The following is a 24,136-nucleotide window of genomic DNA, read 5'->3' as shown; positions in this document are numbered from 1 at the left end:
ATTAGTGAGGGAAGAGAATGATGAGCAACGCACCGACAACTCTTGAGCTGAAGAACGAGCTCTCGGGAACACTCGGCGGTTTCTAGTGAACGAAGTGAATCACGTTGATGTGGGTTGCAGTTTCCATCGTGCCATGAGTTGCCGTGGTGAGCGGTCATTGAGACAAGCTCGGGGTCTGTCGTTGAGTTCCGCCGCGGCATCTTGAAGGGCCTGGTCCGAAACCTGGGAGAAGTCGATGCCCTTGGGAAAATACTGCCGGATCAGCCCGTTGGTGTTCTCGTTGGTGCCGCGTTGCCACGGCGAGTGAGGATCGGCGAAATAGATCTTCAGTCCCGTGGCATCGGCGATGCGCTGGTGGTGGAACATCTCATTTCCCTGGTCCCATGTCAGCGTGCGGCGCAATCCAGGTGGCAGGACGCTGAACGCGGAGATCAGCGCATCGCCGACCCTTTGGGCGGTGTGTCGTCCGTGAATCGGCGCGATGATGGTGTTGCGCGTCTTGCGGTCGACCAGGGTCGCGATCGCCGAACGCTGGGACGCCCCGACGACGAGGTCCCCTTCCCAGTGGCCAGCCTGCCGCCGGGTTTGGGCGATGGCCGGACGGTCGTGGATTGACTTCATGTTCGTTGACTGCTTCAAGGCCCCGTCACGGCCGCGCCCTCTACCCCGCTTGTGCCGGTACGTCCGTCCGGTCCGAAGCGTCTGACGGTCCTTGGCACCGACGAGTCCGCGATAGACGGCCTCGTAGATCGTCTCGGCGCACACATGCCAGCTGGGCCTGCGAGGCCACCGACGCCGCAGCCAGCGGCTGATCTGCTGCGGGGACCAGCGCAGCTTCAGCCGGCCGGCGACGGCCTCGCGCAACGCCTCGTCGGCAGCGAACCGCCTCACCTTGGGCCGTGCCCGACGCAGGTAAGCCTGCCCATGGGCGTGCCAGGGCTGGTAGCGGCCATCCGGGCCCCGGTTCTTGGCGATCTCCCGGTAGATGCTCTGGAAGCTCTTCCCGATCCGGGCGGCGATCACCTTGACCGCCTCATTGGATGCCAGCCCCTCGGCGATCTCGATGCGGTCGTCCTGCGACAAGTACCGGGCACTGATAGGCCGCTCAATGAAGTTCACGCTTCCAGCATCGATGAACCATAACGAGCCACAGCTCAGAGACACTCCCACAGATCGTGCGGCCTCGCTGCCACTGCTGCCTTGCCGGATGCGCTCGAAGTAGCGGCGCTTGGCCTCGAGCGATGCCTTGTTCCACGCGTGTCGTGGCATGCGATGTCCTTCCAGGAAGGATTCGCAACGTTCGTTAGAAACTGCCCTCGTTCCCCCAGGAATCGTTGTCGATCTGCAGCGTGTCGGGTCTGGCACGCCGATCCTCCTGCTGCACGGCGTCGAGGGGGTCCAGGAGGACCATGACCTCATCTCCCGTCTGTCGGAGAACCACGAGGTTGTCGCACCGACCCACCCCGGCTTTGGGCTCTCGCCCCTGCCGAAGTGGTTCGAGACCGTCGAGGACATCGCCTACACCTATCTCTCCCTGCTGGATGTGCTCGATCTGAGGAACGTCCACGTGGTCGGACTGCAGTTCGGTGCGTGGGTGGCCGCGGAGATGGCCATCCGGGATTGCTCGAGGATGTCCGGGATGACCCTGGTCAGCCCCGTGGGCATCAAAACGGGGGGCCCGATGGACCGGGAGATCGTCGACGTATTCGCCACCTCGCGGCAGAATCTGGACAGCGCGCGCTTCGCCGATCCGCAGAACAATCCCCTCCGCGACTTGAAGGCCGCCAGCCGGGAGACGGTCCTGTTCGCTGCACGGAATGAGGAAGCCCTGGCCACTTACACCTGGGAACCCTATATGCACAATCCGCGCCTGAAGCACTGGCTGAACCGGATCACCGTCCCCGTGACCGTCATCCGTGGTGACCAGGACCGCATCACGGACGCCGACTATTCGAGAGGCTTTGCAGACCTGCTGCCCCGCGCTGCCCTGGAGGTCATTCCCGGAGCCGCCCATTGCGCACAGATCGACCAGCCCGGTCAGGTCGCCGACATCATCACCAATGCACAGACCAAGGAAGGATTCTGACATGGAATACTGGCACTTCAGCGAGATGCCCTACCCTCATCTTCCCGATGAGGAGAAATACGACTCCATCAGAGTGACCATGCCGAACTCTTTCGTGGATCCGGGCACAGCCGCCGACTTGATGGACCGGTATATCACAGACTGGATCGTTGCCGACCAGGCCGGCATCAACATCATGGTGAACGAGCACCACGGCACGGCGACCTGCATGAATGCGGCGGCGCCTCTGGTGGCCGCGGCACTGTCCCAGGTCACGGAACAGGCCAAGATCCTCATTCTCGGAAATCCGGTCGCCAACCGCAAGGACCCGGTCCGGGTGGCTGAGGAGATGGCCCTGGTCGACCTGATGACACGCGGGCGCCTCGAGGTGGGTTTCGTGCGCGGCGTCCCCTATGAGATCTCCGCGACCAATTCGTCCCCGATCAAGATGAACGAGCGCATGTGGGAGGCGATCGATCTCATCAAGGCGGCCTGGACGACCCACGACGGTCCGTTTAACTGGGAGGGCGAGTTCTTCCAGCACCGGCAGGTGAACATCTGGCCCCGGCCTTACACTCAGCCGCACCCGCCGATCTGGGTCAGTGCGATGTCCCCGTCTTCCGTGCCTCGCGTTGCTGACGGCGACGCCGTCCTGGCCACCTTCCTGACCGGTGTCGAGGGAACCAAGAAGGTTTTCGACTCCTATCGGGCTCGCTGGGAGGAGACCGGTAAGGGCGAGGTTCCGCTCGACCGGTTCGGTTACGCGGCGCTGACCTTCGTGGGAGACACCGACGCGGAGGGCATGGCCGGGGCCGAACAGCTGATGTGGTATCTGAAGTCCAACAAGGTGCCGCAAGAGTTCATCCTGCCTCCGGGCTACACCCCGTACTTCGCCCGGGCCGGCGCCCTGCAGGGCGGCGGATCAGTCTTCGATCTGGCCAGCATGTCGATGGATCAGCTGATGGAGTCCGGCATCATGTTCGCCGGCAGCCCGACGACCGTCGCCGAGCAGATGGGTCTGCTGAAGGTTTAGTTGACTCCGGGGTTTAGGCCGCCAGAGCGACGGCCTTTTGGTGGATGGTTTCGTATTCGACCGGGGTCAGCTTACCCAGCCGGCGCTGTCGGCGGCGCCGGTGATAGGTGCGCTCGATCCAGTGGATGATGGCCAGGCGCAGTTCGTTCCGGGTGGCCCAGCGGCGGCGGTCGAGCACGTTCTTCTGCAGCGTGGCGAAGAAGCTCTCCATCGCAGCGTTGTCTCCGGCGGCCCCGACCCGACCCATCGACCCGATCAGCCCGTGGTGCTTCAACGCCTGCTGGAACTTCCGTGATCGAAATTGGCTACCGCGGTCGCTGTGGACGATGCACCCGGCCACCGCAGCCGCCCCTCCGCGGCGGGCCACCGCGTCCTTCAGGGCGGCGACCGCGAGCCGAGACTTCATCCGCCGGCCGGTGGCATAGCCGACGATCCGCCCCGAACAGGCGTCCTTGATCGCGCACAGGTAGAGCTTGCCCTGACCGGTGCGGTGCTCCGTGATGTCCGTCAGCCACGTGGTGTTGATGCTCGTGGCGGTGAAGTCTCGCTGCAGTAGGTCATCACAGACCGGAGGGCCGGGTTTCTTCCCGTGCCGCTTGGCACGGCGCACGGTGGCCGAGAAGATCCGCTGCTGAGAACACAGCCGCCACACCCGACGCTCGGAGACTCGATGGCCGGCGGCCTGGAGCTCGTCGGCGATGAACCGGTGCCCGAACTCAGGGTCGTCGGCGTGGACGTCATAGGCGGCATTGAGCAGGTGCGCCTCCTCGAAGTCCCGGTCGCAGACGGGCTTGGAGCGCCACTGGTAGAAGGCCTGCTTGGAGAAGCCCAGTACCCGGCAGGTCACCGTCACCGGGATTCCGGCGGCGGCAAGGTCACGGACCAGCGGGTACATCATTTTGGGCGTGCCTGCCCGGGCTTGAGGTTGGCCTGGGACAGGTAGGCGGTGGCCTGACGCAGGATCTCGTTCTCCTGCTCCAACTCCCGGATCCGCCGGAGCATCCTGACTTGCTCGGCCTTGCCCTCGGGGCCCTCCGCGGGCTCGAAGCCGTGCTGATGTAAGCGGGACTCGTTCACCCAGGCCTGCAACGCGGACTTCGACATCCCGAGGTCCTGGCAAACCTGCTTCTGGGTCATTCCCTGCTCAAGTAACTCCAGGGCGCTGGCCTTGAACTCCTCCGAGTAGATCTTCGGCATGATGACTATCCTCTCTGCTCCGCAGAGCAGTCAGGAAGTCAACCGAACCTTCAGCAGACCCGATCGAGAACTTCTATGACCGGATCGGCGGGTTGGGTCACCTGATTCTGCACGGCCAGGCAGGGTTCATGGACCACGAGACGGCCGCCTCCGGCATCCGGAACTTCGCCGAGCAGGTGAAGCCGCGACTCGACGCTAGGTTCGCCGCAAGGGAGTCCAAGGAATTCGTCGCCGTGTCGTCCGTCTGAGAGACGGCAGGGGACTGACCCGTCTGAAGGGGCAGCGGCCAATCGGTTGATGTCCGTGAACCTTATGGTAGCCCGCTAGCCTCGGTTTACTCTGTCAAGCATTGATTTCGTCGCGAGTGGGTTGTCTGCTTTTCATGAGTGGTTCTGGCGCTTTCGGCGGGGAGAAGTGGCATTCGGGCCTTGTATGTGGGAGGGGCCGATACCGACGTGGAGGCATAGGTTGTTAGGGCTACGAGCGCCGGGGGCCCGTCGTCGTGAAAGGTTGATCGACGTAGGTGTGACCAAGAGGCGACGGGCCTTCAGGAAGGCGTAGAGGTCGGGTCCGGTGACCACACTCGTCCTCCCTCACTGTTCTACAGAACATGTTGCTGGGTCGTGTGATACCTGTTTCGACTATGAATCCCTGACGGTCGAGAGAGGACGGCAGGAGCGATGAGCTAGAGCGGTCAACCGCGTTACTAGGAGTGAGTATGTCGGTCAGCGAGTACGAATCGAACGCCCCACCCAGACGTGCTCCGGTGCTCGAACGACCCGGCGTCCGTCCGGCCGGACTGCGCCAGGTGTGGCGCGACCTCAGTCCCGAATTCGTCACCAATGGAATCCTCGGGGTGGTCTTCTCTGCGTCAGGACCGATCGCCGTGACGCTTGCAGTCGGCATGGCGGGCGGACTAACCCAGGGCCAGCTCGCCTCCTGGGTGTTCGCGATCTTCCTCTCAGCAGGGCTGGCGACCGTGGTGATGTCTCTGGTGTACCGGCAGCCACTGGGCTTCGCATGGTCACTCCCCGGAACCGCACTGCTCGGTCCCTCCCTTCAGCACCTGTCTTTCCCTGAAGTCGTGGGCACCTTCTTCGGCTGTGGTATTTTGGTTCTCGCCCTGGGGCTGAGCGGCCTTGTGCGGCGGATCATGGCGGCGATCCCGATGCCCATTATTATGGCGATGGTAGCGGCCGTCTTCTTGAGATTCGGTACCGACATCGTCGATGCTACCCAGGACAACCCCATGGTGGCCGCGCCCATGGTGATCGCCTACCTCATCTTCTCCGTGGTGCCGGCCCTCGGGAAGGTCTTCCACCCCGTCATGGCAGCTCTGGTGGTCGGCGTCATCGCCGTGCTGCTGAGTGGACAATTCGCTCTGGAGACCGGCGGACCGATTCTTGCCACCCCGACCTTCACGGCTCCTGACTTCACCTGGGCCGCGCAGCTGGAACTGGTGGTACCCCTAGCAATCACGGTGTTGTTCGTGCAGAACGGGCAGGGTTTGGCTGTTCTACGCACTGCCCGGCATCACCCCCCGGTCAATGTGTTTGCCGTTGCTTCCGGTGCTTTCTCAATTGTGAATGCAGTGTTCGGTGGGGTCTCGGCTTGCGTCACGGGTCCCACCAATTCCCTCCTGACCTCGTCCGGGAATAAGGCTCGGCAATATACTGCGGCTTTGATCTACGCCGCCCTATCTCTAGTATTTGCATTGCTGGCACCGACGTTAGTCCGGTTCATGCTGGCGACGCCGGAGGCCTTCGTCCTCGCGCTTGGCGGGATCGCGATGCTGAAGGCCCTTCTGCAGGCGTTCGTCACGGCGTTCTCTACAAATTTCACGATGGGGGCCCTGGTGACTTTTGTAGTGACGATCTCCGGCCTGAACCTCTTCAACCTTCACTCCGCGTTCTGGGGTATCGTCATCGGTTACGCGGTGTCGCGCATCCTAGAGCACCGTGATCATGTCGACCTCTGACAGAAACCCTCACCACCATCCAGTAGAGCGTGGGTCGACCCATCGACCATGGCCTCAAACACCCGCTCGTCAGCCCGGAACAACCGGATGGACGCGTACGTCAGCACCTTGGGGACGAACCCCGGAACGGTTCCGTTCATCCCGCCTCACCCCGTGGAAGCCTGCATTAGATGCACGAACTCTACGACCTCAAGGGACACCGGGGTCTGCTGTAGGCGGACCCCTTATCCGATGAGATCGACGCCTACATGGCCGCCGAGATCGCCTTGACCGGCACCTCAGACGCCGTCCCGAAGAGCAGCGACGGACTGGTCGAAGGAATCAGGGTGATCATGGTCGTTCGGCGTAGCGCCGTCGATGCGTCCAAGTCCGCCCGCCTGCAGATCAGAGACCTGTGGGCTGCTGCGGAGATTTCGGACAGCGGAGTTGGTGAATTTCTCTACGCTGCCAGGGGTGGCTGCTGATAACCATAGTGGACGTCGTTGGGCCGTCGGTAACCGAGTGCGGAGTGTCGGCGTCGGCTGTTGTAGAACCCTTCGATATAGGCGATGACGTCGCGACGGGCCTGGGCTTTGGTCGCGTAGACGGTCCGGTAGACGAGCTCGTTCTTGAGCATCGAGAAGAACGATTCAGCCATGCTGTTATCCCAGCATTAACCGGCTAAAAAATAGCTAGGCTACGCCTTATCCGGCTAATTCTATTTTTCTCTGCACTCCCTGTTGCACGCCCGGTCATCACTCTGCAGGAGCGGCTTCCCCTGATTCCAAGAACCCGAACCGAACACGTCAACCCGAGCAGGAGATCCAAGCAAAATCGCACGGCCACCTAGCCGCGCGGATCCCTCTCGGCACGCCTGGATCAGCTCACGAAGCCCAGCAGAACGATAGAGCGTGGAACGGGAAAGCCCAGCGAGTTCAGCTACCGCCCGAAACGTCACCGTACGTCCCTGCATTCGCAATGTCAGCAGGGCCTTATCAACAACTCGTTGAGACTCGCTTCGCTTCACGCCGTGCGTGTCCTCTCGATGAGCAGATCCAATTGAGTCACCAATGCTTCATGCCGTTGCACCTCGCTGTCCCAGCCTCGGCGTTTTGCGTCCTGCGCCAAAATCATTGCGTCCTTACGCTGTGCCTCAAGCACTGGAAGATTCGAATCCTCAGTGCGGAAGCTCGGACAGTGCTCGCATATGTTCGCATACTGGCACGCCTGCTGGGCTGGGGACCTCAGGCAATGCCCGCCAGCAAGCCGTGACTTAATTGTCGCGGTATCGTGCCAAGAGCCAGCAGAAACATCACTCAACGGAAGCAGCGAACGGTGTTCAGCCAGGTCAGGTAAGCCGATGCGTGACTTCGCCAAGTCCAAAGCACGCTCGTATTCGGTGCGGACAGTTGAATCGAATAAGGATGCATAGCGCAAACTCATCTCCGCTGAGACATGGCCCAAGAGAGCCATCAAGGACTGGAGGGTGACCCCGGCATTGATCAACGCAGTCGCATAAGTATGACGAAGCTGGTGAGGAGTGATCTTTCCCAGGCCGGCGGCTTGCGCAGCTCGGTTTAGTTCGAGCCGAACAGCGCTTTCTCCCAACCGGCGTCCGTGATGAGTGAAAAGGAACTGGGCGGGCTTCCCCGTGCGTGGATGAGCCAACGGCTGGCCCGGCGAACGTTCTGCGATGATGCGATCAACCAAAGCCAGGATGTCCGGGTCCAGCGGAACCATACGCTCGGTCTTCATCTTTCCCAGCGGAATCTTCAGCCAAGTCCCAGCCTCGGGAATCTCATGAACACAGTCCAGTTCCAAATCCAGCAACTCGCCAATGCGCAACCCGCACGCTCGTTGAAGCAGCAACGCATCGGCAGCCTGACGATAGTCCGAGGCCAGGAGCTCTTGGGCTAGGAGCCGGTCGGCATCCGGGGGCAAATGACGTGGCAGTGGCCGAGGAAGCCTAGGAACATCAGAACGGAAGAACAACTGCCGTGGAGGAGCTTCGGGCCATCCCCACTCGGTAATTTCACGTAAGAAGTTACCGGCAGCCCTGACCCGTCGTGATTGTTCCGCTACGGAAAGCGTGCCGGAGCTCTTCGTATTGGGGCTTCGAGGCAAAGACACCAGATACGGTTCAATATGAGAACAACGAGTTAGCTCAGCCGGTGAAGCTAATGATGGATCTGCTTCGGTGACGAACTGCCCGAAATGCGCTAATCGTGTTGCCAGGCTACTGACCGTTTTCCTAGTGCAAGTCACTTCCTTACGTTCCAAATACCGCAGAAGAAACTGTGCAAAGGGACCGTTCACTGCGCCGACCCTATCCTTGAGCGGTACCCGCTGGGTCCTGCTCAGAGGTGGATTGGCAAGCAGGTGTGCATGGAACAAGACCTGGCGGGTTGAAGAACTCAGCACGAGTAATGGACGGGCTGACATGCCGGTCTGGGCTTCTCGGGCTCGGCAACAAGTTTCAAATTCCTCTAAATCAGCACTCGTGATCTGTGTAAGTGGCTGTTGAGTCCGCAGCAGGATCTTAGCGATGACGCTGGTCGTCATCGCCGCACTGACTCGTTCGCTGAACCCCACCTTGCGGGCTTCAGCAGAGAAAAATCTGAGATCATCTTCGTAATCAGTTCCCTGGACCTCAACGAAGATGTTGGCTAATTTCCGCTCAAGCAGATACGGGAAGTCGCCGCGGATCCTTTTGGTGACCATCAGATAAAGCACGAAAGCTCTAGTGCCGCTATTCGCCTCCAGCCGCCGCTCCAGCGGCTCTTGGCTCCACTTCGATGGGTCTGGATATCGGAGCATGAACGTTCTTGCTGCTGAAAAATACGGTTCCGACCCGCGGTGAGTGGAGGATAAGTAGGTGCGGTAAGCGCCAACGAGATCCAGAGGCGGTTCAATGTGATTGTTTTTGGCGGTTGATCGCGGCATCGTATTCTGATTTCACGTGGGCAGGAACAAGGTGGATGTAGCGGGCGGTCGTGTTCACGTGGGCATGCCCCAGAAGCTCTCTCATGATGGACAGGTCCACCCCTGAAGCTGCTAAGGCACTGCCGAAGGTATGGCGCAATGCATGTGGGTGGCCGTCAGGAACCCCTGAAATTTCGCGGTGGTACCGGAAGATCGTACGCAGGCCAGCTGCTGTCAAGGGCAGGCCGCGGTTGGCTCCTTTGGCAACGAGAAATAGCCGTTGCTCATCCGATTCCGGGCGTTCAGCGAGCAGGTAAGTTTGGATGACTCCGGCGACGTCCACGTCTAATGGAACTCGTCGTTCCTTGGATCCTTTGCCCTGCACTAGTAGCCACCGCCCACCGATGTCCACATCGCGTATCCGCAAGGCAAGTACCTCGCCAGCACGTAGCCCGCAATAGAGCATTAGCCCTGCCATGGCACGATCCCGGTACGTCCGCAGACCTTGAAACAGGGCAATGACTTCGTCAGATTCCAAGGATCTTGGTAGCCGGCGGGGTTCGCGAACACGTAGCGGCGACCTGGCAGCTGGTGTAGCCAGATGCCCCAGAAGCCCGGAACGCTGGGCGGAGGATACCCAACGGGACTCCTGACCTTTCGGCATAGGGTTGGTTAGGCACGGATCCCGCATCGCCAAGAATGTGAACAGCCCGGACACTGCTGCCATCCGGCGATTCACCGTTGCAGGTGCATATCCATCGGCTCTTTGACCGTCTAAAGTCATTACATTCGGGCCTGGACGTCCTGGTACGGATGATTTCTTGCAGAACTTCAGATAGTTGATCAGCGTGTTGGTGTCAACTGCTTCGATAGTCAGATTTTGTTCGTGTAGCCAGCGGCAGAACGCCAACAGGTCATAACCGTAGGCTCGTGTCGTGGCTGGAGAGTAGTTGCGGTCACTCAGATAGCCGAGGTAATCATTAGCCTGGGAGAACCTCGCTGCTGCCGCCCCATGGAGGTTCCATGCTCCGTGTGAAGGCAACAAAACCAACTCTTGCTGGGTGTTCATGACACATGAGCATCGACCTCATCCTTTGGAAAGTCAAGAGTTTCCGGGGGAATTCAAGGGTATAAAACGTGGATTAGCCGGTTAACAGGGACACCCCGGTCCGGCCCATCGAGGAACGCATGCCCAGACCGGTCACCAGCGCCCGGAAATCCGCCGAGGTATAGAGGCTCTTCACAATCCAGGGTGTAGACGGGGCCTGAATCCACCGGATTCCAGCAGGGACCGGGCGATGTAGTTCGTCAGGTTCCGGAACCCCAAGGCAGAGCCGCGCAGATGCTCGAGCCGTCCGTTGATGGCCTCGGTGGGACCGTTGGAGGTGCCGGGGCGGTCGAAGTAGGCCAAGATGTCCGCTGCCCGCTTCTTCAACGTCCGGCCCAGCGCCGCCAGTTCAGTGAGCTTCTTCGGCACCGCCCGGCCCAGCTTGGTGATCAGCGTCTGCATCATCACCTTGCCCTTCGCCCGGTCGGATTCCCGGTAGGCGGCGACCATGTGCTGGTAGAACGCCCAGGTCGCCTCGACCTCCACGTGCTCATCACCGTCGAAGACGTCCTGAATCCGCGAGTACTGCCGGTCAGTGAGCAGATCCGCCCCGGTCAGCAGCGTTCGTCTGGCCTTGTAGAGCGGGTCCTCCTTGCGGCCGCGGTGGCCGAGGACCTGTTGCTGGACCCGCCGCCGACACTTCTCCACAGCATCCCCAGCCAGGCGGACGACGTGGAAGGGATCCATGACCGCGGTCGCCTCGGGCAGTTCCTCCTCCGCGGCGGTCTTGAAGCCGGTGAACCCATCCATGGCCACCACCTCCACGCCGTCCCGCCAGGCCTGGTCGCGTTCGGCGAGCCAGGTCTTGAAGACCTGCTTGGAGCGGCCCTCCACCATGTCCAGCAGGCGGGCCGGCCCGGTCCCGTCCCGCAGCGGGGTGAGGTCGATGACCACGGTGACGTACTTGTCCCCGCCGCGGGTGTGGCGCCACACGTGCTCATCCACGCCGATCGCGGTGACGCCGTCGAACCGGGACGGGTCGTCGATCAGCATCCGCTTGCCTTCGGCGAGCACGGCGTCGTTGGCGGTGTTCCACCGCACCGCCAGAGACTCAGCCACCCGAGCGATGGTCAGATGCTGCATGACCAGGGCCTCCAGAGACCAGCGCAGGGCCCGGCGGGAGAGCTTGGCCTTGGGCTCGGCCGCGGCGGTGGTGTCCTGGCGCCAGACGTGGGCGCAGTCATCGCACCGGTAGCGGCGGACCGTGATGTGCAGGCTTGTGGGCCGCCAGCCCAGCGGCTCATGGGCCAGCCGGCGGATCACGGTGCCTCGTGGGGTGCCCTGGGATCCGCAGCGGTGGCACCAGTCATCCGGTTCCACGACACGGCAGGCCAGCACCGCCCGCCCGGGTTCCAGGCGTTGGCCAATGGCTTCGAGGCCGAGCTCGTCCAGTCGGCAGAACTTGGTCAGGTCGCAGCTGTCGAAGGTAGCGTTGGGCACGTCGAGGTCTTTCGGATGGGCAGTGTGAGAACTTCCATCTTCGGAAGGCCTCGACCTCTATCGAGCTATCGACGCGCCGATTCTTCGAGAACCCCGTCTACACCCTCATTTGTGAAGAGCCCCTTATCAAGGGATACCAGACGTCACACACCGGCGGGCACCTCATCAAACCCACGCTGACGTCAGAGGGCGAAGTCGCTCGACTCTCAACCGAGGTCTCACTCGACCACGGTCACAACCCTGGGCTCGGCTCCACCACGAATAACCAAATCAACGTTTATGAGTCAACCGTTGGAGCCGTGAGCGCCGGCAACAAGAACACCATGAGCGTCCATCAATCCAACCTCGTTGCGGGTGACTTTCCTGGTCTCTTCGCCGACCTTAAGAACGCACTGAGTGCGATGGATTTGAGTGATACAGACCGGAGCAGGCACCTCGGACAGCTCGAGCTGCTCGAGGAAGAATTCGAGGACGAGAAGGACGAGGACCGGGCCTCCAAGGGGCTCAAACGATTCTTGGGCAAGGCGTCCCCCGTCGTTCGGGAGAACCTGACGCATCTAGTTCCCGCACTCGCGACGGTGGTAGCTGGCGCACTCGGCGGCTGAGGCCGGGGCCGACTCCTCGCTCTTTTCATGCCTCCGGTGACAGCGCTATGGCGCGCTCCCAGCAGAGCGGATGGATGCCGCTCGTGATCTGCTCCCTAAGCCCCTGGTCGAGGTCAGGCAAGACATGCTGGATAGGTTCCCCGGCCACAAGTCGATCGACAGCCGCACTCGGCACGGTCACCCATCCATCCTGGCCGCAGATTGCGCAGCTCTGGGTGAAGATGTCCGCAAGCTCGGGGTCCGCCGTGTCATAGGCAATGATCTGACGCATACTTCCTCAATCCGATTGCCGCTAGACGGTGAGCTGCCCTTCGGTCGTGATCTTCTCGTACAACTCGAACAGGACTGCCAGGCGATCGACCTCTGCTGTGATCTTCCGACGTGGCGCCAGCACACGATCCAATGCGCGATCAAGAGCGTCGTGCGCAGCCAACAGTCGCGGGTTCATCATTCCGCTGGCATACATGTCCGCCAGAGACTGGCCCTCCAAGGCCTCGCGTGCTGAGAGAATGCTGCGCCCTGCTGCGATGACCTTCTTCGCGTTCTGCTCGGTGAGTTTCGGCATCGGGAAGGTGTTCCAAACCAAGAGCTTGTTGAACCGCAGATCAGACTTAATGCGCCCCCCAACGGTGTTCTGCCAGGCGATGAACCAGCTGGAGGAGATCACGGCGAAGAGCACGCCATCCGGATCGTCAGCAAAGGGGTATCCATTTAGATCCCCAAGTCCTGGCCCGGTACGGGAGCGCTGGGGTTGTGTGGGTTGTTTCGCCAGGGGTGGTCCTCTGGCTCCACGTCGAGGGTGCCGGGTTGGGAGCGTGGGCCGGTCACCCCGGTGGGACGCACTGCTTTGGGAACAGGGGTGCGCACCAAGGACCGGAAGGTGACCGGTTGCCCGTCGACGGCACGTTGGAGCAGCCTCATGAACACCAGGCCTCGGTGGCGGCTGTGGCGCCGGTTGAAGCGGAAGACGAACTCATCCAGGTACTCCTGCAGGTGATCACTGCTGCCACCGCCCTGATAGGTGCCATCCAGCATTCGTTTGACCTGAGCGAACAGACGGTGGACCGCCGGCAACGACTCATGCGCCGGCCGGCCGGAGGTGCTGACGTTGAAGGGTTCATGGACGTATCCCTTGAGCGCGGAGGGATAGGACCTCCACCCGTCGGTAGCGATCGTCGCCCCAGCGGCCACGTTAGTTCTGGCGAACGCTCCCAGTGAGGCGGCAGAGGCATCGGGGATGACGGCCAACCGGGCGCGCCCCCACCCGTGGTCTGTGACCTCGATGGCCCCGGCTACCAGCGTCTTGCCGGCCGATCCTCGCCCGCCCACACCGGTGCGATGGCCGCCGATGAAGGTCTCATCGATCTCGACCCGGCCCGAGAGGGGCTCACTCTCAGCGGTGCCCATCACCGATCGCAGCTTGGCCAGCATCGTCCACGCCGTCTGATACGTGGAAATCGGCAGGACCCGGTGCAGAAGGGTCGAAGAGACCCCTGTCTTGCCTGAGGTCACCAGCCATACGGCCTCGAACCAGACCGTCAGCGGGATACGGGTCTTGTGGAAAATCGTCCCGGAAGTCACAGACACCTGCTTGCGACAACCATGACAGCGGTAGCGTCCTGATGCCTCACGCCCCACTTTCACCGCCCCGCAGTGAGGACACATGAATCCCTCCGGCCAGCGCAGCCAATCCAGGTAATCCAGGCACGCCTCGTCTGTGGGGAACCAGGCCCGTAGCTGGGCCAGATCCACCGGATAATCCCTGCCGGCGATAGGCTGGGCCATGACTCACACCCCTCTACGGTGTAGTCCATGCCCCCGGCTGTTGGCGCAGCGCGGGGGCCCTTACGTTGGCTCAACCTAACAGGCGCAAATCCTGGGGATCTAAATGGATACCCCTTTATCGGAAAAGAAAAGCACTGTGTGAGCCTGAGAATGGTTCATAAAGAAGAATCCTGGCAGGCATGCTTTGATAGGTGGCCGATGCCGGGGGGAACGATCACTGGTGCATGGAGGGAAAAATCAGCTCGCCCCTGTTCCTCGAGGGTGTTGCGTGCAAGCACCAACGCCGTTGACAGTTACACCTGGTCTGATGCCTCAGCATGAGTTGAGGCTAGCTTACGGCTTTCGACGCCGTTCCAGTGACTGATAGAAGTTCCGGTCCGGTACGAGAACCTGCGTTTTCGCTGGAAGTCCGTTGCGCGGTGCCAAGGGCCCGGTAGCGTGGCGTGTGTACCTGATGGACAAGTTGAACGGGAGATTGCCGTGGCGCACGATAAAGCAGCACACATTGACGAAGTGGAAAAGCTTGTGGAAACCATCAAGGACATCAAGATTGCGATGCTAACGACTCATGGACCGGACGGGTTGGAAAGTCGTCCGCTGAGTGTCACCGAGGTGGGCAACGACGCGGACGTGTGGTTCTTCACTGCTGCTTCTTCGGATGTTGCCGAGCAGGTCTCCAAGGACCAGGAAGTTAACGCCGCGTTCTCGAACGACAAGTTCTGGGTGTCGCTCAGCGGCAAGGCCAATCTGGTCACGGACGTTGCCAAGAAGAAGGAACTGTGGAATTCGGCGGTGGCAGCCTTCTTCAGCCAGGAGCCCGAATCCCCGGAGGTTGTGCTCATCCAGCTGAAATCCGACTCCGCGCAATACTGGGAAAACCCCGGCGGGGTACTGAGCCTGGCCGCCAGTTGGGTCAAGGGCAAGGTAACCGGAGAAGCCGCCCATCCCGGGGATTCGGCAACCGTAGATCTGTAGCCGTGAAGGTGTGAGCGACAAGGGCGCGGAATTCGCATGAACTGCGATTTGCGTGCCCTTGGCCGTTGTATGATGTTGCGGCTATGCGGACGGCGGTCTTTCGCTTTCGACGACCTATCTGCGGTTGGGCATCTTCATGCCGGATGTACCCCGCCGGGTATCAGGGGAGTGTATCCGAGGGGCAATTCAGGAAACGTGAACGGTAGGTTGCAAGGCATCCCATCGAGCCCAGGTCCCCCAAGAAACATTAGAGGAGATCTCTGCTAGTTTTCGCATTGCGGCCGGTTGCCGGCGCCAGCCTATCGCGGCACGCGCGGGTGGCGGTCTTGACCAGCATGAGCACGAGCAGCAGGATGCCCACATAGCCGTTGACCACGTACACCACGTTGACCATCTGGCTGAACGGCACCAACAGGCCGATGACGGTTCCAAGAACCGCGAGGCCGACGGTGCTGTAGCGGAATCGAGGAGTGTTGTCCGCGAAGAACCGCGAGGATACCGTCCACAACAGCGGAACCGCAGTTGTGTAGATGCCAGCGAGGATCATCACCGAGATTCCGGAGGCGAGCACCGGGCTGATATCGGTGGCCAGCACCAGCATCGGGATCTCGGTCCCGGCTACCTTGGTGATGTTGGCCAGCAGGCCCAGGCCCACGATGATGCATGCCAGCGAGAAGGCGATGGCGCCCAGGCTTCCCCCGGCGACCGCTTCCTTGCGGCTGCGCGCCGTCTTTCCCAAGGCCGTCAGGAACGCGGCCAACCACAGCATGCAGAACCCGACGTAGGACAGGGCGGAGAGCACCCAGTTGCTGGAAGCCTGGGTGACATCCAGGCCCGGCAGCAGCGCATTGCCCGCGCTGATGCCGTCGCTGCCGCGGACAATGCCCATGATGCCCAGGGCAATGGCAATCACGACAATGAGCGGGCCGATCTTGCCGATGATGTCCACCAGCGAGCGCAGGCCGAACCAGACGCTGGCACCGACCACGATGGCCAGGGCGCCGCCGCCGATGAAGCGCGAGAGTCCGTAGTGCTCCTCGAACACTGCGCCGGCGCCGGCGACCATGACGGCAAAGCTCAGGAAGACGAAGAGAATCGAGAAGTAGTCGAAGAAGCTGCCCAGGTGCTTCCCGCAGTAGTAGTGGAAGATCTGCGAGGGCTTGTCGAATTTCTTGGCTTGGCCCACCACGAAGAACTCGATGATGACGTAGGACATGAGCGCCAGTACCAGGGCGCCGGTGCCGAAGATTCCCCAGTAGCCGTAGGACGTGAAATACTGCAGGATTTCCTGGCCGGTGGCGAACCCGGATCCGATCAGGAAGGCAATAATTGCCCCCGCGAATGTCAGGACGCGCTTGGGGCTCAGCCTGCGGGTGCTGGCTCCGAGCGGTTGCACTGCGGTTCTGTCTGTCATGCTGAATCCGACCTGCCTTCTCCTAGTTGACTGGGGATATTGATTAATATCTTATTGATATATCAGTAATCTAGTTCACACAGTAGGGAAGATCGAGCTAGCGGTCAATGGGCCTGCGGAAGATTACGCGCAGGTGGTGCCAGCAGGGGAGGCGGCTCCCGCAGGCAGGGTGGCCTGGCCGTTCAGCTTCCATCCAGCAGGCGCACAGCGAACGGAAGATGGCGGCGATAGAATTGCGATTAGCCGCCGAAGCGTTCCCGGCGGACGGAAAGGCAAATCAAGCAGTGGCCCCCAGGATTCCATCGAGCAAGCACAGTGCGAACTTTCCTGCCGCTGCGCTGCCCTCGGGCCGCGGGCTGCCCTTCCTGAAGCAGATTTTCAGCTTCCTGCTGCGCGTGCTGAAGCTCAGCCACGTGCGCGTGCTCCGCTACCTCGCGGTGATCACCACTTTGCAGGCAGTTAACGGCCTGCTGGTGATCCCCGCGATCAAGTACCTCTTCGGGCTGGCGCTGGAAAATAGCAACCTGGGCAACGTCACCGACCGGACCTACACCGCGCTGCTGGCCCACCCGGTCTCGGTGCTGCTCCTGGTTGCCATTGCGGTGCTAGCACTGGGTGCGGTGAGCGTGCAGTTCGTGGCGCTGATAGTGATGGTCAACCGCCAGCAATCCGGGCAGCCTCCCAATCTTCGGGCGGTATGCCGAGAAACCGCCTCCTGCCTGCGCCGGATGCTGTCCTATCCCTCACCGCTGATGATGGCGTACTTCTTCCTCGCCCTGCCGCTGGGCGGCCTGGGCCTGTCGTCCGTGCTGATCCAAGGTGTGGGCATCCCGCCGTTCATCACCCGCGAATACCTCAAGGCGCCGTTGAGCACGGCCCTCTACGTGCTGATGATCGGCGCGATCATCTATGCCAACCTCCGCCTGGTGCTCACCTTGCCGCTGCTGGCCGTCGGCCCGAAGAAGCCGCTGGCCGCCCTGGGCGCCAGCCTGAAAGCCACCCGCCGCAACAGCCTGCGCTACCTGCTGCTGATCGGGATCCCGCTGGGTGCCAGCGCCTTATGCGCCTCGCTGCTGGTCGAGGCGCTGGTATGGATCTCGGATCTGGCCACCGGGCTGCTTAGCGAGCAGGATTCGGCGCTGGTGGCGACCCTGTGCATCGGCGTGGGCCACACGCTGGGCTTTTTGCTGATCGGGGCCGCTACCGTGATGGCGATCCAGGTCGTGGTGGCCCTGGCCCGCGAGCACCTGCAGTTGCCGGTCACCCTGCAGGAACGCTCGCAACGGCATCGCCGCGCGCAGTCGCGTGCATTGAAAGCTGTTGCCGGCACCGCGGCCGCAGCTCTGGTGCTTTCGGGCAGCCTAGCCGCATCCCCGGCCCTGGGCCAGACCGCAACCGGAGCCGGGGAGGCCAAGATCCTGGCACACCGCGGCTATTCCGCCGGCGGGGTGGAGAACACGCTGGCCGCACTGGACGCCGCGGCAGCGCATCAGGCCGATATCGTCGAGGCTGATTTCCAGGAAACCGCGGATGGGCATTTCGTCGCCAGCCATGACACCAACCTGCTGGTGGTGGCCGGGGTGAACCAGAACATCCATGAGATGACCCTGGCCGAAGTTCGGAAGGTCACGGTCCGCGAAGGCGGCTTCACCGGGCGCATCCCCACCATGCAGGAATATCTCCAGCGCGCCGAGCAGCTGGGCATCCAGGTGCTCGTGGAACTGAAGGTCACCGGACATGAATCCAGGGACTATCTCACGCGCTTCCTGGCGCAGCTGGATACCGCCGGAACCGCCACGGAGAACATCTACCATTCGCTGAACCCCCGTGCGGTCAAGGAAATCAAGCAGCGCCGCCCCGAGTTGCGGGTCGGGCTGACCGTGGCGATGAGCGTGGGCGGACTGCCGAAGACGAAGGCCGACTTCTACACGCTGGAGCAGGCATCCTTCACCCCCGAGTTCCTGGCCCAGGCCCATGCGCTGGACCGGGAGGTGCATATCTGGACGGTGAATGACGAGTCGACCATCCGCGAGCTGCTGGGCCTTGGCGTGGATGGCATCGTCACCGACAATGTCGAGTTGGCCATCCGGGATCGCTACCTGGTGGCCAACTACCCGGCCGCGGACTACCGCGTGGGCTCCACGCTGGCCTACTTGGACATCTTCCGCTAGCCTCCGCTGTTCAGGGTGTCTCCGGGTAGGTGCCATCACCCAGATCCGGATCTGCCAGGGACTGCAGCGGATCATGCAGGAACACCCGGCGCCCGTCATTGCGCAGTCGGCGCAGCCCCTCCAAGGTCATGCGCCGGGCCACGTCGGTGAAGGAGAACACCCGGGAAATATCCACGTGCACCGGCCCGTCGAAATCCGATTCGGCGAACAAGTCAAGCAGCTCGGCGGCGGCGGTGAACTGCACATTCCCCTGCAAGGTGAACGTCTCGCGGGTGCCCCCGCGCCGCACATCGACGACGTCGAGCCGTCCATGGCTCGGAGCCAGCAGATGCATGCCCATATCCGTGGACAGCCGTTCGAAGGCCCGCCGCGACCGCTGGCTGTTGCCGTGCGGATCCAGCCGAGGCGAGAAGGCGCCGATGCCCACCTGGTTCGGCAGCACGCCCACCAGCCCGCCGGCCACCCCGCTCTTTGCAGGAATCCCGACCCGGGTCAGCCAGTCGCCGGCCCCGTCATACATGCCGGCCACCGCCATCACCGACATGACCTGCCGGGCCGTGTCCTCATCCATGATCCGCTCGTGCGTGCACGGCTGCACCCCGCCGTTGGCCAGGGTGGCGGCCATCGCCGACAGGTCGGCCACGGTGACCAAGATGGAGCACTGCCGGGTGTAGCCGGCCACCACCTCATGCGGGTCATCGGCAATGATCCCGTGCTTGCGCAGCATATGGGCCATGGACAGGTTGTGGTCGGCGGTGCCCAGCTCCGAGTTGAAGACCGCCTCGTCGATGCGCAGCTGCCGTCCGGCCAGTGCCGAGAACAGCTCGAGGGCCCGGGCGACCCGCTGCTCGCCGGTGGCGTCGGCACCGACCAGCAGCCCGTGGGCGGCGATGGCCCCGGCATTGATCATCGGGTTCTTCGGCCGGTTTGTGCTAGCCTCCAGCGACAGCTCGTTGAAGGCTTCGCCCGAGGGCTCCACCCCGATGCGCTCCAGAACCTGCTCCAGGCCGCGGTCCATGATGGCCGCGGCGTAGGCGAAGGGCTTGGAGATGGACTGGATGCTGAACTCGATGCCGGCATCCCCGGCGGTATAGGTGCTGCCCATGGCGGTGGTCACGGCCAAGGCGAAATAGTCGGGATTGGCTTCGGCCAGCTCGGGAATGTAGCCGGCACGCTCGCCGCTGGTGTCATCGCGCAACGCGTCGAGCACTTCGCGCAGGTAATCGGGAATCGGATTCTGCATGGGTGCAATCCTCAAGATCGAATCGGACGTCAGCTCCAGCCGTACCGGTGCTGACTCCAATCTAGCCGCCCAAGGCGGGTTGCGCGGTGTTCTCTTTGCTGAACCGGAAATCGGATGCGCCGCAATCTTGTGAAATTGCTATGCGGATGCCGGGGATCTGGCAAACAAATGGAACTTTCAAGCAAAATGGGCAGCAGCATGCTGGATAATTATTGGAACACAGCAGATCGGAGGAAGATACTCCGATCGGAAGGGAATGATGGACGCTTCAGGCGACAGTAGATCTCATAGTTCCAGCCCTCTGCCCGGCAGGATTGCCGGCCAGGCTTCGAAGGACAGGGGGTGCAGATAATGGAATGGATTTCTCTGGCTTTGGCCGTGCTCCTCATTCTCGGATGCGGGCTCTTCGTAGCCGCGGAATTCGCGTTGATCACGGTTAACCGAAATCAAGTCAAGCAGGCCGCCGCCGATGGCGATCGCCGCGCCCAAGGCGTGCTCAAGGGCATGAGCACCCTGTCCACCCAGCTTTCAGGTGCCCAGCTGGGCATCACCCTGACCAACCTCGGCATCGGCTTCCTGGCCGAGCCCGCCATCGCCGCCCTCGTGGTGGGCCCGCTGCAGGATGCAGGCCTCGACGCGGCCCTGGCCCGCACGGTCTCCGTTGCCATCGCGCTGGTGCTGGCCACGATCCTGACCATGGTCTTCGGCGAGCTGGTCCCCAAGAACCTGGCCATTGCCAAGCCCTTTGCCACCGCCAAGGCGGTGGTGGGCTTCCAGCGCGGCTTCAGCACCGTCACCAAGCCTTTCCTCTCATTCTTCAACGGCAACGCCAACTGGATTGTCCGCCGGTTCGGCATCGAGCCCCAGGAAGAACTGGCCTCCACCCGCTCCGCCGAGGAACTCGTCGCGCTGGTGGGGCACTCCGCCCGCGAAGGCGTGCTGCCCTCGGAAACCGCGGAGATGCTGCGCCGCACCGTGGCCTTCGGCAACCGCCGTGGCCACGACGTGATGACCGCCCGTTCGCGGATGGCCACCGTGACCGCGCAGCAGAGCGTGGAAGACGTGCTGCAGCTGGCCGCGCAAACCGGGCATTCGCGCTTCCCGCTGGTGGCCGAGGACGGCCACCGGGTGCTGGGACTGGTGCATATCCGCGCCTTGCTCGCCGTGCCTTTCGAGCAGCGCGCGCACACCGCGGTGGGGGACTACGCCCAGGATGCACTGCTGGTCCCGGACACCATCGAGCTCGACGAGCTGATGGACCAGCTGCGCAGCGGCGGCATGCAACTGGCGGTGCTGATCGACGAGACCGGCGACGTCGCCGGCATGCTGACCCTCGAAGACCTCGTGGAAGAGATCGTCGGGGAAGTGCGCGATGAGCATGACCCGCAGGACTCCAGCGTCCAGGTTCTCTCGGAGAATGCCTGGCGGCTGGATGCGGCGCTGCGACCGGATGAAGCCAGCGAGCTGCTGGGCTGCCAGATCCCCGAGGACTCGGACTATGAGACCTTGGCCGGATTGCTGACCGTGCAGCTGGGACGCTTCGGCCAGGTCGGCGACGTGGTCACCCTCGTGGTGCCCGGCGTTCCCGGCGGACCGGACAAGCAGCTGGTATTCACCATCCACGCCACCGATGAGCAGCGGATCGCGATCGTTGACGTGGAAGTGTCCGAACTTGATGAGGAAGAGGCCGGGCGATGAGCGATCTTATCGGAATTCTTGTGACGGTCCTGCTGCTTGCGGCGAACTTCTACTTTGTCGGTGCCGAGTTCGCGCTGATCTCTGCGCGCCGAAGCATCATCGAGCCCAAGGCGCTGGCCGGCAGCCGCAGCGCCAAGCTGACCCTGTGGGCCATCGAGAACGTCTCGCTGGTGATGGCCGGCGCCCAGCTGGGCATCACCGTGTGCTCGCTGGCACTGGGCTACGTCACCAAGCCGCTGGTGAAGTACGCGGTAGCAGGTCCCTTCGAGGCCATCGGGATTCCGGAGGGCATGATCGATGCGCTGTCCTACGCGATTGCGCTGATCGTGGTGACCTACCTGCACGTGGTGCTCGCCGAGATGGTGCCGAAGAACATGGCCCTGGCCGGTCCGGAACGCATGGCGCTGATCCTGGGCCCGAGCATGGTGGTGCTGGTGAAGATCCTGCGCCCGGTGCTGTGGCTGATGAACGCCATGGGCAACCTGGTCCTGCGGATCTTCGGGGTGGCCCCGAAGAACGAGGTGGCCAGCACGTTCACCCGCGACGAGGTTTCCTCCATGGTGGCCGAATCCCGCGAGGGCGGTGTCCTGGATGAGCAGGACGAGCAGCTGCTGATGGGCGCCCTGCACTTCGATGCGCGCAGCATCGAGTCGGTGGCGATCAGCTTCGATGAGGTGCAGACCCTGCCGGTGGATTGCACGGTGGCCGGCATCGAGGCGGCGGCCGCGCATGGCTTCTCCCGCTTCCCGCTGGTGCAGGCCGATGGCACTCCAGTGGGCTATGTGCACGTGAAGGACGTGCTGGGTGCCGATGCGCAAACCCGCGAGCGCCCGCTGCAGCCCAGCGGCATCCGCGAGCTGCCGTCCTTCGCCCCGCAGCAAAGCGTGCGCACCGCACTGCAGGAAATGCAGCTCTCCGGTGCCCACTTGGCGCTGGTGCGCGAGGGCGGAACCGGAAAGGTCACCGGCATGGTGACCTTGGAGGACATGCTTGCCGAGCTGGTCGGCCAGATCAGGGACGAGCACCGCAGCGCGCACTAGCGGCGCAACGCAGAAAGAAAGCAGTGAAATGGGGCTGGAGGCAGGACGGGAAACCGTTCAGCCTCCAGCCCCCTGCTGGTTCAGTCCGTCAGCGCGTTGTGGCGAACGGCGAATTCCGGCGCGAAAGCACCAGCGTCAGCGCCGCCCCGAGCAGTGCGAAGAACGTGGTCAGCCACCAGGTGGCATTCCAGCCTCCGGTCAGTGTCGCCGTGGCGGCCAGCAGCATCGGGCCGGTGAAATTGCCGATATTGAAGATCTGCTGGGTCAACCCCATCGACGCAGGCGCCGAGCCGCCCGGCGGTGCCAGGTCGACCACCACGCGGGTCATGGTGGTAGGGATGGTGGCCCCGGCCAGCGAGAAGAAGCCGACGCAGACCATCTGGATCAGCAGCAGCTCCGTAGGGTAGTCGATGGCGAAGGTCAGGATGGAGGTCAGCGACATCAGGGCGAAGCCGGTAAGCAGCAGGGTGCGCCCGTTGACCCCGCGCTGGAGCAGCCCGCCGCAGATGATCGCGCCCACCGCATTCAGCCCGCCGATCACGGCTGAGGCCAATCCACCGGCCACCGGATCCAGGCCGAATTCCTCGTAGATCGTGGGCAGGAACCCCACTACTGCCATCCATTGCACCGTATAGCAGCCGAAAATCAGCCCGCTGATCCACACGCGCGGTGCCCGGGCGGTGATGGCAATGCGCCGGGCAGCTTCGCGCAGGGCCGCTGACCCCGAGGGCCTGTCCGCTGCCACGAACTTCAGTATCAGCGGAATGGGCAGCAGGGTGATGAAGGCGAGCAGGCCCCACCACAGGTGCCAAGACAGGTGCTGGAGCACCAGTGCGGTGGAGAAGACGCCGATGAAGGTGGCCATGCCCATGTAGGCGGCCCACCACCCCACGGCCATGTTCAGGTTCCTGATCGGGGCATGCAGGCGCACGAGTCCGGGCCCCATGACGGTGGCCATGATGACACCCGCGCCTTCCAGGATGCGGGTGGCCAGCAGCAGCGGCGCGCTGGGGGACAAGGCGCCCAGCGTGCTGCCCAGCACCAGCAGCAGCAAGCCGAGGATCAGGGTGCGGCGTTGGGAGATGACTTCCGAGAGCAGGGATACTGCCAGCCCGCCGGCCATGCCGGCCACCTGGACCACGCCTAGCAGCACGCCGGAGAAGATCAGCGAGAACCCCAGTTCGTCCTGGATGACGGTCAGCGCCGGGGCGAGCTTCCAGATGTGCAGGCCTGCCACGACACCGGAGGCCACGATGATGATCCAGGCCGCGTTGGTCCGCTGCTGGACCTGCTCCATGTTGACTTGCACTGCCGCCGATGCCTCCTCGCATAGGACGCGCCAACTGGTGCTCGGCGCTACTTTCCACTTCGGATTGTGGCACGGGCCGGGCAGCGATCCGGCATTCGTGTCATTGAACGGGAAAGCCCGTGGAAGGAAATTCCGTCCGGACCCAGTAGTCCAAGACGGAATCCGCGATCGGGA

General features: G+C 62.7%; 21 protein-coding genes and 2 pseudogenes. 10 read left to right on the top strand and 13 right to left on the bottom strand.

Annotated elements, in window-relative coordinates; genetic code table 11:
- Positions 1 to 99: 99 nt before the first annotated feature.
- Positions 100 to 1,269: an IS30 family transposase gene (locus ACR9WD_RS15280; protein WP_190264170.1), complete on the bottom strand. Its 1,170-nt coding sequence runs from the start codon at positions 1,267 to 1,269 to the stop codon at positions 100 to 102.
- Between ACR9WD_RS15280 and ACR9WD_RS15275 the strand changes: the two genes are divergently transcribed.
- Together ACR9WD_RS15275 and ACR9WD_RS15270 are read left to right on the top strand one after the other, a co-directional pair.
- Positions 1,229 to 2,086, top strand: coding sequence for an alpha/beta fold hydrolase (locus ACR9WD_RS15275; protein WP_223308817.1), 858 nt, complete (start codon positions 1,229 to 1,231; stop codon positions 2,084 to 2,086). The genes ACR9WD_RS15280 and ACR9WD_RS15275 overlap by 41 nt on opposite strands.
- 1 nt (position 2,087) lies before the next feature.
- The gene (locus ACR9WD_RS15270) at positions 2,088 to 3,098 is read left to right on the top strand and encodes an LLM class flavin-dependent oxidoreductase (protein ID WP_190264169.1); all 1,011 of its coding nucleotides are present in this window, start codon (positions 2,088 to 2,090) and stop codon (positions 3,096 to 3,098) included.
- A 13-nt stretch (positions 3,099 to 3,111) separates the two neighbouring features.
- Here ACR9WD_RS15270 and ACR9WD_RS15265 read toward each other — a convergent pair.
- Positions 3,112 to 4,295: pseudogene (locus ACR9WD_RS15265) on the bottom strand (IS3 family transposase).
- 92 nt (positions 4,296 to 4,387) lie between these two features.
- Here ACR9WD_RS15265 and ACR9WD_RS15260 point away from each other — a divergent pair.
- Both ACR9WD_RS15260 and ACR9WD_RS15255 read left to right on the top strand, forming a co-directional pair.
- Positions 4,388 to 4,543: a hypothetical protein gene (locus tag ACR9WD_RS15260; RefSeq protein ID WP_190264168.1), complete on the top strand. Its 156-nt coding sequence runs from the start codon at positions 4,388 to 4,390 to the stop codon at positions 4,541 to 4,543.
- Positions 4,544 to 5,013: 470 nt separating this feature from the next.
- Positions 5,014 to 6,273, top strand: a complete 1,260-nt coding sequence (locus ACR9WD_RS15255; RefSeq protein ID WP_190264167.1) for a benzoate/H(+) symporter BenE family transporter — start codon at positions 5,014 to 5,016, stop codon at positions 6,271 to 6,273.
- Positions 6,274 to 6,517: 244 nt separating this feature from the next.
- Here ACR9WD_RS15255 and ACR9WD_RS15250 read toward each other — a convergent pair whose 3' ends face one another.
- From ACR9WD_RS15250 to ACR9WD_RS15230, 5 genes and pseudogenes are all read right to left on the bottom strand, one after another.
- Positions 6,518 to 6,640, bottom strand: a complete 123-nt coding sequence (locus ACR9WD_RS15250) for a hypothetical protein (protein WP_263281920.1) — start codon at positions 6,638 to 6,640, stop codon at positions 6,518 to 6,520.
- Positions 6,641 to 6,712: 72 nt separating this feature from the next.
- Positions 6,713 to 6,925, bottom strand: a pseudogene (locus tag ACR9WD_RS15245) (integrase core domain-containing protein); the annotation flags it as partial.
- Between the two features lie 350 nt (positions 6,926 to 7,275).
- Positions 7,276 to 9,069, bottom strand: a complete 1,794-nt coding sequence (locus tag ACR9WD_RS15240; protein WP_190265241.1) for a tyrosine-type recombinase/integrase — start codon at positions 9,067 to 9,069, stop codon at positions 7,276 to 7,278.
- A gap of 91 nt (positions 9,070 to 9,160) precedes the next feature.
- Entirely contained in the window at positions 9,161 to 10,243 is a 1,083-nt protein-coding gene (locus ACR9WD_RS15235; protein ID WP_190264166.1) for a tyrosine-type recombinase/integrase, read from the bottom strand.
- Between the two features lie 171 nt (positions 10,244 to 10,414).
- A complete protein-coding gene (locus ACR9WD_RS15230) occupies positions 10,415 to 11,722 on the bottom strand; it encodes an ISL3 family transposase (protein WP_190264165.1) in 1,308 nt (435 codons plus the stop codon).
- Positions 11,723 to 12,021: 299 nt separating this feature from the next.
- On the opposite strand from ACR9WD_RS15230, the gene ACR9WD_RS15225 reads away from it, so the two are divergent.
- The gene (locus ACR9WD_RS15225) at positions 12,022 to 12,327 is read left to right on the top strand and encodes a hypothetical protein (protein WP_190264164.1); all 306 of its coding nucleotides are present in this window, start codon (positions 12,022 to 12,024) and stop codon (positions 12,325 to 12,327) included.
- Between the two features lie 25 nt (positions 12,328 to 12,352).
- On the opposite strand, the gene ACR9WD_RS15220 is transcribed toward ACR9WD_RS15225, so the two are convergent.
- The 3 genes from ACR9WD_RS15220 to ACR9WD_RS15210 are packed head-to-tail and all read right to left on the bottom strand — an operon-like array spanning position 12,353 to position 14,112.
- Positions 12,353 to 12,598 (bottom strand): hypothetical protein, encoded by a 246-nt coding sequence (locus tag ACR9WD_RS15220; protein WP_190264163.1) that lies wholly within the window; start codon positions 12,596 to 12,598, stop codon positions 12,353 to 12,355.
- 21 nt (positions 12,599 to 12,619) lie between these two features.
- A complete protein-coding gene (locus tag ACR9WD_RS15215) occupies positions 12,620 to 13,006 on the bottom strand; it encodes a type IIL restriction-modification enzyme MmeI (RefSeq protein ID WP_223308816.1) in 387 nt (128 codons plus the stop codon).
- A 32-nt stretch (positions 13,007 to 13,038) separates the two neighbouring features.
- Complete coding sequence (locus ACR9WD_RS15210; protein WP_190264161.1) at positions 13,039 to 14,112, bottom strand: IS1595 family transposase; 1,074 nt, start codon at positions 14,110 to 14,112, stop codon at positions 13,039 to 13,041.
- A gap of 480 nt (positions 14,113 to 14,592) precedes the next feature.
- Between ACR9WD_RS15210 and ACR9WD_RS15205 the strand changes: the two genes are divergently transcribed.
- Positions 14,593 to 15,087 (top strand): pyridoxamine 5'-phosphate oxidase family protein, encoded by a 495-nt coding sequence (locus ACR9WD_RS15205; protein ID WP_223308815.1) that lies wholly within the window; start codon positions 14,593 to 14,595, stop codon positions 15,085 to 15,087.
- 247 nt (positions 15,088 to 15,334) lie between these two features.
- Here the strand turns inward: ACR9WD_RS15205 and ACR9WD_RS15200 are convergent, their stop codons facing one another.
- Positions 15,335 to 16,501, bottom strand: coding sequence for a YkvI family membrane protein (locus tag ACR9WD_RS15200; protein WP_434922392.1), 1,167 nt, complete (start codon positions 16,499 to 16,501; stop codon positions 15,335 to 15,337).
- 284 nt (positions 16,502 to 16,785) lie between these two features.
- Between ACR9WD_RS15200 and ACR9WD_RS15195 the strand changes: the two genes are divergently transcribed.
- On the top strand, positions 16,786 to 18,672 hold the full coding sequence (locus ACR9WD_RS15195) for a glycerophosphoryl diester phosphodiesterase membrane domain-containing protein (protein WP_434922391.1): 1,887 nt from the start codon (positions 16,786 to 16,788) through the stop codon (positions 18,670 to 18,672).
- Between the two features lie 10 nt (positions 18,673 to 18,682).
- On the opposite strand, the gene ACR9WD_RS15190 is transcribed toward ACR9WD_RS15195, so the two are convergent.
- Positions 18,683 to 19,915 (bottom strand): glutaminase, encoded by a 1,233-nt coding sequence (locus ACR9WD_RS15190; RefSeq protein ID WP_434922390.1) that lies wholly within the window; start codon positions 19,913 to 19,915, stop codon positions 18,683 to 18,685.
- On the opposite strand from ACR9WD_RS15190, the gene ACR9WD_RS15185 reads away from it, so the two are divergent.
- From ACR9WD_RS15185 to ACR9WD_RS15175, 3 genes are all read left to right on the top strand, one after another.
- Complete coding sequence (locus tag ACR9WD_RS15185; protein WP_434922389.1) at positions 19,914 to 20,048, top strand: hypothetical protein; 135 nt, start codon at positions 19,914 to 19,916, stop codon at positions 20,046 to 20,048. The two genes, ACR9WD_RS15190 and ACR9WD_RS15185, sit on opposite strands and share 2 nt — an antisense overlap.
- Positions 20,049 to 20,266: 218 nt before the next feature.
- Entirely contained in the window at positions 20,267 to 21,613 is a 1,347-nt protein-coding gene (locus tag ACR9WD_RS15180; protein ID WP_128469491.1) for a hemolysin family protein, read from the top strand.
- Positions 21,610 to 22,653: a hemolysin family protein gene (locus tag ACR9WD_RS15175; RefSeq protein ID WP_073707019.1), complete on the top strand. Its 1,044-nt coding sequence runs from the start codon at positions 21,610 to 21,612 to the stop codon at positions 22,651 to 22,653. Before ACR9WD_RS15180 ends, ACR9WD_RS15175 begins: the two co-directional genes overlap by 4 nt.
- Positions 22,654 to 22,741: 88 nt before the next feature.
- Here ACR9WD_RS15175 and ACR9WD_RS15170 read toward each other — a convergent pair whose 3' ends face one another.
- The gene (locus ACR9WD_RS15170; protein ID WP_434922388.1) at positions 22,742 to 23,962 is read right to left on the bottom strand and encodes an MFS transporter; all 1,221 of its coding nucleotides are present in this window, start codon (positions 23,960 to 23,962) and stop codon (positions 22,742 to 22,744) included.
- Positions 23,963 to 24,136: the final 174 nt, after the last annotated feature.

The sequence above is a fragment of the Glutamicibacter sp. PAEs-4 genome (genome assembly GCF_051161755.1).
GTDB classification, from domain to species: Bacteria; Actinomycetota; Actinomycetes; order Actinomycetales; family Micrococcaceae; genus Glutamicibacter; species Glutamicibacter nicotianae.
This window is presented reverse-complemented; position numbering and strand designations above follow the sequence as displayed.